Source organism: Pokkaliibacter sp. CJK22405 (genome assembly GCF_046614695.1).
Classification (GTDB): Bacteria; Pseudomonadota; Gammaproteobacteria; order Pseudomonadales; family Balneatricaceae; genus Pokkaliibacter.
Map to the genome: position 1 here is coordinate 86,886 of NZ_JBKKHQ010000014.1, position 14,569 is coordinate 101,454.

The 14,569-nt window shown below is 54.7% G+C and carries 14 protein-coding genes; 7 read left to right on the top strand and 7 right to left on the bottom strand.

The annotated features are described in order from the left end of the window. Positions 1-135: 135 nt before the first annotated feature. Positions 136-831 (top strand): hypothetical protein, encoded by a 696-nt coding sequence (locus tag ACKC9G_RS10830; protein ID WP_411405172.1) that lies wholly within the window; start codon positions 136-138, stop codon positions 829-831. A 51-nt stretch (positions 832-882) separates the two neighbouring features. Here the strand turns inward: ACKC9G_RS10830 and ACKC9G_RS10835 are convergent, their stop codons facing one another. Beyond that, positions 883-1,539, bottom strand: a complete 657-nt coding sequence (locus ACKC9G_RS10835) for a hypothetical protein (protein WP_411405173.1) — start codon at positions 1,537-1,539, stop codon at positions 883-885. A 265-nt stretch (positions 1,540-1,804) separates the two neighbouring features. Between ACKC9G_RS10835 and ACKC9G_RS10840 the strand changes: the two genes are divergently transcribed. Both ACKC9G_RS10840 and ACKC9G_RS10845 read left to right on the top strand, forming a co-directional pair. Then, positions 1,805-2,575, top strand: coding sequence for a metal-dependent hydrolase (locus ACKC9G_RS10840; RefSeq protein WP_411405174.1), 771 nt, complete (start codon positions 1,805-1,807; stop codon positions 2,573-2,575). A gap of 32 nt (positions 2,576-2,607) precedes the next feature. Continuing rightward, entirely contained in the window at positions 2,608-3,519 is a 912-nt protein-coding gene (locus ACKC9G_RS10845; protein WP_411405176.1) for a DMT family transporter, read from the top strand. An 85-nt stretch (positions 3,520-3,604) separates the two neighbouring features. Here ACKC9G_RS10845 and ACKC9G_RS10850 read toward each other — a convergent pair whose 3' ends face one another. From ACKC9G_RS10850 to gatC, 4 genes are all read right to left on the bottom strand, one after another. After that, the gene (locus ACKC9G_RS10850) at positions 3,605-4,498 is read right to left on the bottom strand and encodes a DUF808 domain-containing protein (protein WP_411405178.1); all 894 of its coding nucleotides are present in this window, start codon (positions 4,496-4,498) and stop codon (positions 3,605-3,607) included. 168 nt (positions 4,499-4,666) lie between these two features. After that, positions 4,667-6,118: an Asp-tRNA(Asn)/Glu-tRNA(Gln) amidotransferase subunit GatB gene (gatB, locus tag ACKC9G_RS10855; RefSeq protein ID WP_411405180.1), complete on the bottom strand. Its 1,452-nt coding sequence runs from the start codon at positions 6,116-6,118 to the stop codon at positions 4,667-4,669. Positions 6,119-6,147: 29 nt separating this feature from the next. Further along, positions 6,148-7,587 carry an Asp-tRNA(Asn)/Glu-tRNA(Gln) amidotransferase subunit GatA gene (gene gatA / locus ACKC9G_RS10860; protein WP_411405182.1) on the bottom strand — a complete coding sequence of 480 codons (1,440 nt, stop codon included), beginning with the start codon at positions 7,585-7,587 and terminating at the stop codon, positions 6,148-6,150. 39 nt (positions 7,588-7,626) lie between these two features. After that, a complete protein-coding gene (gatC, locus tag ACKC9G_RS10865; RefSeq protein ID WP_411405184.1) occupies positions 7,627-7,914 on the bottom strand; it encodes an Asp-tRNA(Asn)/Glu-tRNA(Gln) amidotransferase subunit GatC in 288 nt (95 codons plus the stop codon). 379 nt (positions 7,915-8,293) lie between these two features. On the opposite strand from gatC, the gene ACKC9G_RS10870 reads away from it, so the two are divergent. Genes ACKC9G_RS10870 through ACKC9G_RS10885 form a run of 4 tightly spaced genes read left to right on the top strand, consistent with a single transcriptional unit; the run spans position 8,294 to position 11,517 of the window. Next, the gene (locus tag ACKC9G_RS10870) at positions 8,294-9,331 is read left to right on the top strand and encodes a rod shape-determining protein (protein ID WP_411405186.1); all 1,038 of its coding nucleotides are present in this window, start codon (positions 8,294-8,296) and stop codon (positions 9,329-9,331) included. A gap of 21 nt (positions 9,332-9,352) precedes the next feature. Then, the gene (gene mreC / locus ACKC9G_RS10875; RefSeq protein ID WP_411405188.1) at positions 9,353-10,390 is read left to right on the top strand and encodes a rod shape-determining protein MreC; all 1,038 of its coding nucleotides are present in this window, start codon (positions 9,353-9,355) and stop codon (positions 10,388-10,390) included. Beyond that, positions 10,390-10,878: a rod shape-determining protein MreD gene (gene mreD / locus ACKC9G_RS10880; protein ID WP_411405190.1), complete on the top strand. Its 489-nt coding sequence runs from the start codon at positions 10,390-10,392 to the stop codon at positions 10,876-10,878. The genes mreC and mreD overlap by 1 nt, the downstream gene beginning before the upstream one ends. A 45-nt stretch (positions 10,879-10,923) precedes the next feature. Beyond that, entirely contained in the window at positions 10,924-11,517 is a 594-nt protein-coding gene (locus ACKC9G_RS10885) for a Maf family protein (RefSeq protein WP_411405192.1), read from the top strand. A 75-nt stretch (positions 11,518-11,592) separates the two neighbouring features. On the opposite strand, the gene ACKC9G_RS10890 is transcribed toward ACKC9G_RS10885, so the two are convergent. Both ACKC9G_RS10890 and ACKC9G_RS10895 read right to left on the bottom strand, forming a co-directional pair. Beyond that, positions 11,593-12,273, bottom strand: coding sequence for a Fe2+-dependent dioxygenase (locus ACKC9G_RS10890; protein WP_411405194.1), 681 nt, complete (start codon positions 12,271-12,273; stop codon positions 11,593-11,595). 54 nt (positions 12,274-12,327) lie between these two features. After that, positions 12,328-14,523, bottom strand: a complete 2,196-nt coding sequence (locus ACKC9G_RS10895; protein ID WP_411405196.1) for a TonB-dependent receptor — start codon at positions 14,521-14,523, stop codon at positions 12,328-12,330. Between the last annotated feature and the right edge of the window lie 46 nt (positions 14,524-14,569).

The following is a 14,569-nucleotide window of genomic DNA, read 5'->3' on the forward strand; positions in this document are numbered from 1 at the left end:
GACACGGGAAAGTCGACGGAGAAATAGGAATTTCTCTGGTTTGGCGGCAGATAATTTTGTGTGTATCGGGGATGGCTTTCAGGCGGAAATGCCCAGATCCCTGAGTACCCTTCCAATGCCGATCGGGGGAGAGGCATGACGTTGGATTTCTTACACAGACCCGTGATCCGGCTTACGGTGGCAAGCATTGTGTTTGCTGCTCTGAGCCTGTTTGCCGTGGATATCAGGGCGGCTCAACCTGCCGGTCCTGCCATGACGATTGAAGAACTGGATTCGATGCCGGTGCTGAGCGGCACCCCGGGTTCCTTGCGTGCTGAATACAGCGACAACAATCACAATGGCCTTTGGGATGGCGTTGAACGCAAGATTCGTTTGAACTGGCACGGTGAAGAACGGGCGCGTGAGCGTGAGTTTCTTCTGGGGGTTGGCAAACTCTACGAGGCGGTGGCGATTGCACCCAAAAGCGATAACATCAAGCTTGGTTATCTTGAGCAGATCAACCAGCTGACAGCCTGTATGCTGAAAGAACCGGGCGTCAATCGTGATGCTGTTTTGCAGGATGTTCAGTCGGTGAGAGGCTGGACCTTGAGTCAGCAAGCGCATTTTGAGGAATATGTCCGGGTCAAGAATACCCAGTCACCCGAAGGTGTTCGTAAAGACCTGTGCGTGGGGATGTACGCCTACTTTGCCGATAACTTTTACCCTTATCCCTCGCCAGTGCCTGATCTTGGCCCAACAGCCAGTGGCCCGATCACTCCGGAGGCGCTGAGCAAAAAAGAATATGAGCGTCAGCATCGTTATTCATCGCCTGCTGAGCTGTCTTCCTTCTAGCCTTGTGCCCACAGCTCGACTCCTGAGCCTCGATGGCGACTAAAAACAGGATTAAGGTTTTTTGTCGAGGGCTTCCAGCAATACATCCCGGGCATGGTTAATTCGCGCGGCTAACCAGGCGCTGCCGCCTCGGTCAGGATGGACCGCATGGATCAGCGTGCGGTGAGCCTGAAGAACCTTCTCCTCCGTGAGTGGCTCTGTCAGGCCTAAAATAGCCAGTGCTTCATCATGGTCATTGCTCTGCGGTTGGTCTCTGTCTTGCTGATACGTCTTACCCTGCTTATATAACGCCTGCCACTGTGCCAAACGGCGAAGGCTGATGTGATCCTGCTGCTCTTCACACCAGACCTGCAACCTGAGTAGTGCCTGTTCATCCAGATCTTTCAGTGCCTTACCGGCCAGCGGACCACTGAGGATCTGTCCTTCCAGACCTTCCTCGCTGAACTCAAGCTGAATGCAGGGGCTTTTATCCCGGTACCAGCGATACAGTCCAAGTCCACGCGCTATCCATGGCCAGGCTCGCCATAACACGCCCAACACCAGACCGGTTCCAGCGATAAAGGCAGGGAAGCGGCCGCTGACGGTCAGCCAGAGAATAAAGAGTACGATTACGCCTGCGAGCACACGCCCAACCGGTAAGCGGCGATGCTGCCAGTAATAGCGAACCAGATAGATCACAATCAAGACTGCCAGCAGCACGATTAGCACATATACCTCCTTGACGCGGGTTGGCCCATTTGGCGCAGGTGAGACTCAGCAGCGGGGGCAAACCGTAACGGCCTTTCACTGTACAGGCTTTATTGCAGGATGGAATAATGCCGGCCGTTTGTCTGTGTTACTCCAGTGTCAGGCGCGTGCTCGCCTCGTTCTGGTTCAGTGACATCGGCGATATAAAAAGCGCGAAAGTGAACAGATCAGAATGGATAGTAAAGCGCGGCTCTGCAGAGTTGCGTCGTAGAAGGACAGCAGGTTAATGGCGGATTTTAAAACCCATGTTGCCGTTGCAGCAGGCGGAACCGGGCTTCTTGCTTCGGTGGCCATGTCAGTTGGAGTGGTATCTTCCACGCAGGCCAGTGTGTTGTGGCTGGCGGGCATCATGGGCGGGTTACTACCCGATATCGACTCGGATTCTTCCCGCTCCGTGCACTGGATTTTCTCGCTGATCGCCACTCTTGTGGCGTTGGCGTTCCTTGCCGATGGCATGGGGCATTTACCCATCTTGATGAACTGGCTGCTGGCGATAGCGATCTGGGTAATGATTCGCTTTCCACTGCTTGAGATCTTCAAGAGTTTTACGGTACATCGCGGGCTACTGCACTCACTACTGGCCAACGGCTTTTTTACTCTGGTCGTCGTGGTACTGGCTGACCGCTATTTTGGCTATTCCGCTGCCATGTCATGGGCCTGCGGAGCATTTGTCCTGATTGGCGCCATGATTCATCTCCTGCTGGATGAACTCTACAGTGTGGATCTGGAAGGTGCGCGAATAAAGCGCTCCTTCGGGACGGCAATAAAAATCACGGACTGGGATCAGCCCATGTTATCGGGCCTGATGCTGGGTTTTACTGTGGCGCTTTTCTGGTTCAGTCCGGCGTTTAAGCCCTTTGCCCATCTGGTGAGTAAAGGTGTGCAGCGCTGTCAGGTGTCATGCCATCTGATGCCGCCTTCCGGCTTTGACGTTGCCAATATCCTGCCTGCTCTAGAACAATGGTTTCATTCATTAATTCGCATTGTCGGGTTATAAACGCCTGAGAACTGACTCGGGAGACAATAAGAATGAATAAAACCTGGTTGGCAGCGCTGGGGCTGGCGGCGACCACCTTTTGCTGGGCACTGAATGCTGTGGTCAGCCGAGGGCTGGTCGGGCACATGCCACCGATCTCTCTGGCCTTTTGGCGGTGGGTTCTGGCCGGAGCCATCCTGCTGCCCTTCACCTGGACCACGCTTTGTCGTCACCGGGCTCAGCTGCGCCAGCACTGGCCGTGGCTGATGCTGCTGTCAGCCCTGAGTGTCGGCGCCTATAACTCGATTCTTTATTTGGCGGTGCAGACCACCACGGCCATCAATACAGCACTGATTAATACCCTCATTCCCATGGCTACCATGTTAATGGCCTGGGTAATCCTGCAAAGCAGACCTAATCGCTTTCAGTTGATGGGCATGTGCCTTGGCTTTGCCGGCATGCTCATTATTGTCTGCAAGGCGGACCCTCAGGTGATTGCCCAACTGGCATTTACTCACGGTGACCTGCTGATGCTGCTGGCGGTGGCCTGCTGGTCGCTCTATACCGTCCTGCTGAAAAAGCGCGATATGGGGATTCCGCCAGTGGCCCTGCTCACCTTCGTCATCTGGCTGGGTGTGCCGATGATCCTGCCTGTTTATCTCTGGGAAGCATCGCATTTCGGTGGTTTTGCTCTGGATGCGCGAAACCTCGGCGCGATCGCGTTTACCGGGCTTTTTGCCTCGATTCTGGCGTATCTGCTTTGGAATCATGGGATACGTGTACTGGGGCCTGCGGCGGCGAGTTTGTTTATCTTCCTAATGCCGGTCTTTGGCAGCTTGCTGGCGGTGGTGTTTCTGGACGAGGCATTTCTTGTGTATCACGCGGTCGGTGGGGTGATGATACTTCTCGGTCTCATGCTTGGCGTGCGGCGCGTGTCACCTGCGGCAGGAGTAAATCGCCAGTAGTCGACGACCTTAGGAAGATAAAAAGGGCCATAAGGCCCTTTTTAAGTCTGTGATGGCTGAGCATCATTTCAGTGGCGGCGCCGTGTTAGTCACCACGCAGCTTGCTGATACCGTTGACCACCAGCAGGATGGCAAAACCTGCAACCAGACCGACACCCACATCGATGAGAGTTGGAATGGCCGCCGAGAGCCAGGCCAGGCTTTCATTGTTCTGAGTAAATGCACTTTGCAGGTGATGAGCCCACTCACTGAGGAAGTGAAAACCGTGGGTCAGAATGCCGCCACCGACCACAAACATGGCAGCCGTACCGACAATGGAAAGACCCTTCATCAGCCAGGGGCAGGCGGCGAGCACCCAGTGGCCGATACGCTGCACTACGGCACCAGACTGGCGAGTCATCCAGAGGCCAGCATCATCAAGCTTGACGATGCCTGCAACCAGGCCGTACACCCCAAGGGTGATGACCACCGCAATAATCGCCAAAACCATCAGCTGTTGAAGAATCGGCGCTTCAGAGACGATACCCAGCGTCAGGGCGATGATTTCAGCAGAGAGAATAAAGTCAGTTCGTACGGCACCGGAGATTTTCTTTTTCTCTTCTTCGGCCGTCAGCGGCGTAGTGCGCTTTTCTTCACTGGTGTCTTTTTTATGAAAGAGGTGAGCGATTTTCTCTGCGCCTTCAAAGCTCAGAAATGCGCCGCCCAACATCAGCAAAGGGGTGATTGCCCAGGGAATGAAAGCACTGATCGCCAGAGCTGCCGGTACCAGAATACATTTGTTCAGCAGTGAGCCTTTGGCCACAGACCAGACAATAGGTAACTCGCGTTCAGCACTAACGCCGGTGACTTGCTGGGCATTCAGGGCCAGATCATCACCCAGCACTCCGGTGGTTTTCTTCGCGGCGGTTTTGGTCATGAGGGAGACATCGTCCATCAGACTGGCGATATCATCTATTAAGGCAAGCAGGCTGGATGCCATGGATTCATCCTTGTTAATGGCAGAACGTTGTCCCTTTATAAGGGAGAAGACGCGCGGGGAACAGGCACAAGAGTGTTGCTGTTACGGCCTGAAATAAGGTTCTGAAGATCAAAAAAATACGCCCATCACCAAAAAAGTGATGGGCGCAGAGCGTTACGGTGCTTTAACTCAGCAGAGTTTGTCGAGTTTCTGCTTGAGGATACCGTTAACCTGACCGGGATTGGCTTTGCCGCCGGTCGCTTTCATGACCTGACCCATAAAGAAGCCCAGCATTTTGCCGCGCTTATCAGGTTCTGCGGCGATGTACTGCTCAACTTGTTGAGGGTTGGCGGCAATCACATCATCAATAGCCTTTTCGATGGCACCCATGTCGTTCTCCTGCTTGAGACTGCGGGCACTGATCACCTCATCAACGCTGCCTTCGCCATTCCACATCCCTTCCCAGACCACTTTCGCGCTCTTGGAGTTGATGGTGTTGTCTTTGATGCGATTGATCAGCTGTGCCAGCTGCTCGGCAGGGACCGGGCAGTCACTGATGTCGGTATCGTTCTGGTTAAGGAATTTGGCTACCTCGCCCAGCAGCCAGTTAGCGGCCTGCTTGGCATCATCGCAAGCGGCAACCGTCGCTTCAAAGTAAGCCGCCAGTGAACGGTAGGACGCCAGGTTAGAGGCGTCATAATCGTTAAGGCCATACTGCTCCATAAAGCGGGCCTTACGGGCATCAGGCAGTTCCGGCAGGGTTTTGCGCAGGTCTTCAATGAAGTCCTCGTCAATGACGATGGGCAACAGATCAGGACAGGGGAAGTAACGGTAGTCGTTGGCTTCCTCTTTGGAGCGCATGGAGCGGGTTTCGTTCTTGTCGGCATCATACAGGCGGGTTTCCTGTACGACTTCGCCGCCATCTTCGATCAGGTCAATCTGGCGCTCAATCTCATATTGAATGGCTTTCTCAACAAAACGGAACGAGTTGACGTTCTTGATCTCGGCGCGAGTGCCAAACTTTTCCTGACCTTTAGGACGCACCGATACGTTCGCATCGCAGCGGAAAGAGCCTTCAGCCATGTTGCCGTCACAGATGCCAAGATTGGTCACGATGGCGTGAATCTTCTTAAGATAGGCAACGGCTTCTTTGGCAGAGCGCAGGTCAGGCTCGGAAACGATTTCCAGCAGTGGCGTGCCAGCGCGGTTAAGGTCGATTCCGGTCATGCCATCGAAATCTTCATGCAGGGATTTACCCGCATCTTCTTCCATGTGGGCACGGGTAACGCCGACCACTTTTTTGCTACCGTCCTCCAGTTCAACTTCCACTTCGCCTTTGCCGACGATGGGAAACTCGAACTGACTGGTCTGATAACCTTTGGGCAGGTCAGGGTAGAAATAGTTCTTACGGGCGAAAACGGAAGTGCGGCCAATCTCTGCGCCAATCGCCAGACCAAACTTTACGGCCATCGACAGCGCTTCGCCATTCAGCACCGGCAGAGTGCCTGGTAGCGCCAGGTCAACGGCGCAGGCCTGAGTGTTGGGCTCGGCGCCAAACTCTGTGCTGGCACCCGAGAAAATTTTGGATTTAGTGGCGAGCTGGGCGTGAATTTCCAGACCGATTACGGCTTCCCATTGCATCTTCTATATACCTCTTGGCTCAGTCCGGATTAAACAGGGGTCCGCAGGTGATGATCGGTCACCTGCTGGAACTGATGGGCAACGTTGAGAAGACGGGCTTCATCAAAGTAGTTGCCGATAATCTGCAGACCAACGGGCAAACTGTCGATCTGGCCCGCAGGCACGGACATGCCGGGCAGACCTGCCAGGTTCAGTGACAGGGTGAAGATATCTTCCATGTACATGGCGACAGGATCGTTGCTATGACCCCCGATCTTGAAGGCTGGGGTGGGTGTTACCGGTGCCATCAGCACATCCACATCATTAAGTGCAGTGATGTAGTCCTGTTGAATCAGGCGGCGTACTTTTTGGGCCTTCAGGTAATAGGCATCGTAGTAACCGGCTGACAGCGCATAGGTGCCGACCATGATGCGGCGCTTCACTTCTTCGCCGAAACCTTCACCACGGCTGCGCTTGTAAAGATCCATCAAATCTTTGGGATCTTCGCAGCGGTAGCCGTAGCGTACGCCATCAAAACGCGACAGGTTCGAGGAAGCCTCGGCGGGCGCAATGATGTAGTAGGCAGGAATCGACAGGCCCACGTTGCTGAGGCTGACTTCTTTAACTTCGGCGCCAAGTTTTTTGTATTCAGCAATGGCATCTTCCAGCACTTTGGCCATGCGCGGATCAAGATCAGCATTGAAAAATTCTTTTGGCAGGCCAATTTTAAGACCGGCCAACGGCTGATTCAGGCTGGCAGAAAAATCAGGCACATCCTGCTGCGCGCTGGTGGAGTCGCGCTTATCAAAACCGGACATGGCCTGCAGCAGCAGGGCACAGTCTTCTGCGGTGCGTGCCATGGGGCCGCCCTGATCCAGACTTGATGCATAGGCAATCATGCCCCAGCGAGAGACGCGTCCGTAGGTAGGGCGAAGGCCGGTGATACCGCAAAATGCGGCGGGCTGGCGGATAGAGCCGCCGGTATCCGTACCGGTGGTCGCGGGCACAAGACCCGCAGCGACCGCCGCGGCGGAACCGCCGGAAGAACCACCGGGAACACGGCTCTCATCCCAGGGGTTTTTCACTGCGCCATAAAAGGAGTTTTCGTTGGAGGAGCCCATGGCGAACTCATCGCAGTTCGTTTTACCGAGCATCACCATGCCGGCCTCGGCACACTTCTCAACCACGGTGGCAGAGTAGGGGGCGATAAAGTTATCCAGCATTTTGGAGCCGCAAGAGGTGCGAACGCCTTCGGTGCAGAAAATATCTTTATGGGCCAGAGGCAGGCCGGTCAGCGGGCCTGCGGTACCGTCAGCCAGGCGAGCATCAGCGGCTTTGGCCTGTGCCATTGCCTGCTCTTCAGTGACAGTAATAAAGGAATTGGTGGTATCGGCTTTGATACGGGCCAGATAGTCCGTGGCCAGTTCAACGGCCGAGGTTTCCTTGTTCGCCAGTTGTTTTGCCAGCGACGCCAGAGTGGAGTATTGCATGGAGGTCGATCCTTTATAGTCAGTCTGCGAGCGCGTGGCTTATTCGATAACGCGAGGAACGAGGAATAATCCTTTTTCCTTGGCCGGTGCGTTGGACTGCAGATTCTCGCGGTCGTTGGGTTCGGTGACTTCGTCAACACGCAGACGCTGTACCATATCCATAGGGTTCGCCAGAGGCGCGACATTATCGGTATTCACGGCCTGTAGCTGATCGACCAGAGCCAGGATATCGGAAAGGTTCTGAACATAGCCTTCGACCTGAGTGTCTTTGACTTCAAGGCGCGCAAGGTGCGCAATGTTCTCTACATCTTTTTGTGTCAGTGCCATGGAAGGGTCCATTAGGTCAGAGGTAATAAATGAAGCAGTGCCGCCCGAACGCTGATTCTTCGGGACTTTGGCGTCTTCATCGGCTCTGTACCGTTCTGCGTCGGCAATTCGGATTGCATGCTGGGATATTTCCGGATGTAACGACACCCCCCCTCTGCGTATGCAATAGTTCCTTATATAACCTGGCTCCGCTAGAATAGCGCCTTCATTAAATTAGCGCGGCGGCGTCAGGTTTGCCGGTCAGGACAGCGAGCTGAATTAAAGGCTGGTACGGTATCATATTTACGCCTTGCTCAAAATCCCTGCCATTGCTAGAGTTTGGCAGTTTACTGGCGCTCGCATACGTTCTCACTAGCCTGCACAAGAAGCTAAAAGTCTCATGTTCAAACGAATTCGCGGACTGTTCTCAAGTGATCTCTCTATCGATTTGGGAACAGCCAATACTCTGATCTACGTCCGTAACAAGGACGTTGTCCTTAATGAGCCGTCTGTGGTGGCTATTCGTCAGGTGGGAAGCCAGAAGCAGGTTGCTGCTGTAGGTATCGATGCCAAACGTATGCTGGGTAGAACCCCCGGCAACATCACAGCCATTCGCCCTATGAAAGACGGCGTTATCGCTGACTTCCATGTGACCGAAAAAATGCTGCAGCATTTTATCAAGAAGGTCCATGAACACTCTTTCATGAAGCCAAGCCCCCGTGTACTGGTGTGCGTTCCCTGTAAATCCACGCAGGTTGAGCGTCGTGCGATCAAGGAATCCGCGCTGGGTGCAGGAGCGCGTGAAGTCTATCTGATCGATGAGCCCATGGCCGCAGCGATTGGTGCAGGCCTGCCTGTGGATGAGGCCACCGGCTCCATGGTGGTGGATATCGGTGGTGGTACCACTGAAATCGCTATCCTGTCGCTGAACGGTATCGTTTACGCAGAATCTGTGCGTGTGGGTGGTGACCGTTTTGACGAAGCCATTTCCACCTATGTTCGCCGTAACTACGGCAGCCTGATCGGTGATGCCACTGCAGAGCGCATCAAGCAGGAAGTGGGCTGTGCCTATCCTTCTGCAGAGATCCGTGAGATCGACGTTCGTGGTCGTAACCTCTCCGAAGGTATCCCACGCAGCTTCACCCTGAACTCCAACGAGATTCTGGAAGCGCTGCAGGATCCTCTTTCCACTATTGTTCAGGCCGTGAAAACTGCCCTTGAACAATGTCCTCCTGAACTTGCTTCTGATATCGCCGAAAGCGGTATTGTCATCACCGGTGGTGGTGCGCTGCTGCGTGATATCGACAAGCTGATCAGCGAAGAAACCGGTCTGCCGGTCATCGTTGCTGACGAACCTCTGACCTGTGTTGCTCGTGGCGGTGGCCGTGCATTGGAAATGCTCGACAGCCGTGGTTTCGAGCTGCTCTCCTCCGAGTAACCGGTCTGACAGAGTCCACCAGTGCGTTCTATATTTCGCAGTTCTTCTTCAAAGTGGTGGTTCTGGTTTCTGGTCCTCCTTTCCCTGTCGCTCCTGGTAGCCAGCCGCTACTGGGACGGCATGGTGAAAGTTCGCTCCTGGCTGACGGTTTTCACCGCGCCCCTGCAATGGGTTGTGGACGTTCCTAATCAGGTCTGGACGGTTGCCGATCGCACCTTTGCTGATCGCGATGCCATTCAGGAAGAAAACGACAAGTTACGGACGCAGGTCCTGTTTCTGGAACGCCAGGTGCAGAAAATGGCAGCGACGACGGCGGAGAATATCCGTCTGCGTGAGTTGCTTAATGCCTCTCGTCGTCTTGACGAAAAGGTTCTGCTGGCTGACTTGATCGGCGTGAATCCTGATCCTTTCCAACATCAGATTGTCCTCAACAAAGGCTCCAATGACGGGGTGTTTGTTGGTCAGGCCGTGCTCGATGCTGGCGGTATCATGGGGCAGGTCGTTGAGGTGGGGCCCTACACCAGCCGTGTGCTACTGATCACGGATGCCTCTCATGCGATTCCGGTGCAGGTGAATCGTAATGGCTTGCGTGCGGTGGCCTTCGGTGAAGGTGTCCCGGGAGTGATTTCCCTGGAGCATGTGCCTGATACCGCAGACATCAAAAGCGGAGATCTGCTGATTAGTTCAGGTCTGGGCGACCGTTTCCCTTATGGTTATCCGGTCGGCATTGTCACTGAAGTTGTGCATGATCCCGGTGAGCCCTTTGCGCTGGTTAGGGTAAAACCCAGTGCCCAACTGGATCGCAGTCGTCATGTGCTGCTGGTATTCCCGACGCGGTTAAAACCTGACTTCGCCACCGGTCCGGGGCATGAAAAGCTCCCCGGTGATGAGCCAAGTATGTTGCCTGGCTCGCCGGTTCCAGGCGACCCTTCGGTCACGCCGGAGGATCAGGCGGCTCAAGGCAATGCAGCCAACGATGCCTCGGGCAGCACCGATGCGACTGAAAAGTCCAAACCTGCAGCTGGGAAAAAGCCTGCTGATGCCGCTGGAGCCCAGTAATGGAGTCCAGTCAGCGCGGTTATTGGCTGGTGTTATTATCGCTACTGCTTGCTTTTATGCTAAGCGCTATCCCTTTGCCAGAGATTCTGCAATGGGGCCGCCCCGAATGGGTCGCGATGGCACTTATCTACTGGGTGATGGCCTGGCCTGAACGCGTCGGCGTCAAAACTGCCTGGGTGTGCGGGCTGCTGTTGGATTTATTGCAGTCCAGCCCTTTGGGCGCCAATGCGCTGGCGCTGACACTGGTATCCTATCTTTCCACCTTGCTGCATCAACGTATTCGTAACTTCCCGCTGATCCAGCAGGCCTTTGTTGTACTGATGCTTATTGGCGTATTGCAGATGGTGCGTCACTGGCTACAGCAGTGGCAGGGTGGTGCGGCGGAATCCTTTATCTTCCTGTTACCCTCATTGATCAGTGCGCTTATCTGGCCATGGTGGTTTGTATTACACCGGGATATGCAGCGCATTTTTACCTCGATTGAATAGCCGCGCTGCCGGAATACAGGCGTGTCGTCCTTGCTGGAGCCTCTCATGACTCTGATTCTTGCCTCTCAGTCACCCCGGCGTAAGCAGCTGCTTTCCCAGCTGGGAGCCGAGTTCACTATTGAAGTTGCTGATATTGATGAAACGCCTTTGGCGAATGAGTCTCCTGCTGCCTATGTCGAACGCCTGGCCATCGAGAAAGCCCGTGTTATCGCGGAGCGCCATCCTTCAGGTGTGTGCGTGCTGGGCTCAGATACTACGGTAGTGGCTGATGGGAAAATTCTGGGCAAGCCCGTTGACCAGAACGATGCCATCAACACTCTGCTGATGCTGTCTGATCGGGAGCATCAGGTATTAACCAGCGTGGCAGTTGTGGCCATGTCAGAAGCCGGTGATCCGCATATCTGGTGCGAGACGGTGACGACACAAGTGACCATGATGACGATCACTCCTGAGCAGGCGCTGGCATACTGGCAAACAGGTGAGCCTGCCGACAAGGCGGGCAGTTATGGTTTGCAGGGTATTGGCGGTGCGATGGTGAGGTCCGTGAAGGGAAGTTATTCGGCAGTGATCGGACTGCCCTTAAGCGAGACGGCGGCGCTACTGGCTGAGGCGGGGTGTCCGACCTGGCTGAACCCCTGAAGGATTGATTCAAGAGTGATAGAAGCCCGTGCTCTTTGGTGAGGACGGGCTTTTTTATTCATGCACTTATGATGTTTATAGCTCGGCCCATTGTCTGAGCAGGTTGTGATAAACGCCGGTGAGCTGAACCAGCGTCGGATCATTCGGCAGCTTCTGGGTCAGGTTCTGAATCGACAGATCGAGGTCAAACAGCAGTGTACGCTGGGCATCCTGACGAATCATGCTTTGCAGCCAGAAGAAGGAGGCCAGGCGTGTGCCGCGGGTCACGGGAGTCACATGGTGCAGGCTGGTCGCGGGATAGAGCACAAGGCTGCCTGCCTCAAGCTTCACCTCATGGGTGCCGTAAGTGTCTTCAATCACCAACTCGCCGCCGTCGTAGCTTGCCGGGTTGTTAAGAAATAAAGTGCAGGAAATATCTGTGCGGATGCGCTCATGGCTTCCCGTAATCTGGCGAATGGCATTATCCACATGGGTGCCAAAATGTTCCCCACTGCGATAGCAGTTAAACAGCGGTGGAAAAATACGTGCGGGCAGGGCTGCGGCCATAAACAGCAGATTTTGATTCAGCGCCTGGGTAATCATCTCGCCCATTTCCCGGGCGGCGAAAGAACCTTCAGGTAACTGCAGGTTATGTTTTGCCTGGCCGGACTGGAATCCCGCTGTCACCTTGCCATCTACCCAGTGCGCCTGTGCCATCAGAGTCTGGCAGTGATCAACCTGTGCAGGAGTAAGGACATTCTCAATGGTCAGAAGCATGTGGCATTCCCGGGAGGGGAAAGCTCCCCTCCGTTGTGAAGTGACTGATAACGCTTAGAAGGACATATCGGCGGTGAGGGTGCCGTAGCGCCCGGTGCCGGGGATGAAGTGACCACCACCGACGCTGTCGATGTAGTCCTCATCAGTAATGTTGTGCAGATTCAGCCGTAAGGTCAGGTGAGAGTTCACGGTATAGCTCGCCGCTGCACTATAGAGGGTGTAGGACGGTGCAACTCGTGTGTTGCTGGTGCTGTTGAACCTGTCATCGACGTATTGCAGACCGCCGCCCAGCTGCAGATCAGAGGTCAGTTGATAACTGCTCCACAAACTGAAGGAGTTGTGGGGAGTATTGCTCAGCTCATTGCCGACAATATCCTCATCGGTGGCACTTCTGACTTCGCTGTCCATGTAGGTGTAGTTGGCCATCAGCTGCCATGAGGGCGTGAGATAACCGCTGGCGCCTAGCTCAACCCCCTGAACACGTTGCTCACCATTCATGACATAGAGGCTGGAGTCATCCGGGTCCGTTTCGCGGGCGTTGGTTTTGTCGGTACGAAAAACAGCGGCGCTCAGCATCACGCGCTCATCCAGCAGGTTCCATTTGGTACCCAGCTCAAGGCTCACGTTTTTCTCAGGCTTCAGGTTTTCAGTGCTACTACTCAGGCTTAACCCTTCTGCAGAGGGGTTAAATGACGTGCCATAGGCCAGATAGACCGAACCATTGGGCAGCGGCTTGTAGGTAATGCCTGCCTGGTAGCTCAGGGTGGTATCGCTGTTATCGTAGGTGCCTACGGCGGTGCTTCGCGATGCGGTATTCACCTCATATTTGGTACTGGAATGATCGGCGCGTAGCCCGCCATTTAAAATCCACTGCGGACTCAGGTGCAGGGTGTCATTGACGTACAGAGATTGGGTCGTGGTTTTGCCAATGTTGTTTTCGGTCTTGTCCGGCACCGTCGCGTAGTCATCGTAGGCGTTGGGGTCATAAAGATCCGCAAGGTCCGCACTGTTGCTGACATTGCGGGTATTGGTTTCTTCCGTCTCACGGGTGAGCTGCACACCCGTTACCAGATCATGCTGATAACCGGCAGTATCAAAGTGCAGGGCCAGGTCGGTCTGGTTGTCGACGATAGTATCGATCTGATTACGCCCTTTGAGCTCCCGGCGGATATCGGTACTGCTGTCGCTGACAAAGCGGGGCGCAGTAACAATAGAGTCACGCACAGTACGCTGGTAACTCAGTTGGTTACGCAGGGTGGCGTTATCGCTCAGGTCATGCTCGGCCAGCAGCTTGACGCCATCGCTGGAAATGTCTTCGTAGTCCCGGTCGGCCAGACCGTAGAAATTATCAAAGTCGACCGGAGGCGCTTCATTGGCATAACCGGCGAGGGCAGTATTGGTCGATGGGACCCAGGGAATGCCGTAATCCGGCAGATTGTTTTCTTTCAAATGCTCGTAGGAGAGGGTCACACGGGTCTCGGTGCCCAAGCCAAAACTAACCGAGGGGGCAAAGCCCCAGCGCTTGTTGTTCACCAGATCACGACCGGCGACTTCAGTATCCAAACCCATTACGTTCAGACGAAAAGCATTGCTTTCCCCGAAGGTCTGGTTGGTGTCCAGCGTTCCGCGGCGGTAATCGCTGGTGCCCAGCCCCAGACTAATGTCGGTAAAGTCTTCCTGCTTCGGGGTTTTACTTACCAGAGTGACGGAGCCGCCGGTTGAACCGCGTCCGCTCATGGAGGAAGAAGGGCCTTTCGCCACTTCAACCTGCTCAAGGTTGTAGGAGTCCCGGGTATAGGTGCCCATGTCCCGAACGCCATCAACATAAATATCCGTGCGTGCATTAAAGCCGCGAATGCTCAGGTTATCACCGGCGGGCGTGCCGCCTTCACCGGCCTGAATGCTGATACCTGTGACGTTTCTGAGGACATCCCGCAGGCTGGTGGCACCCTGAGACTTGATGGTTTTTTGATCAATGACGTTAACGGTTTTTGCCGTATCCAGCAGAGGCTGGGTGTACTTTACCGAGTCCGGCTGGCCAGCGGGGCCGCTTTCCTCATCCGCAACGATATCCAATGCGGGTAACACCAGCGTAGTTTTACCTGTTGATGAGGTTGAAGTGTCGTTGGTATCGGCATAAGTCATCAGAGGCGTTGTGCTTAATGCAATGCCAATGGCGGCGGTGGTCAGCATCCGCTGCTGGTGGGGTCTGGCGACAATGCCAGGTGTACGAACCGAAGTCGGGTTCATTGGGGGCTCCTGCTTTGATCCTTGCTGCTCAATAACGAGGGTGAAA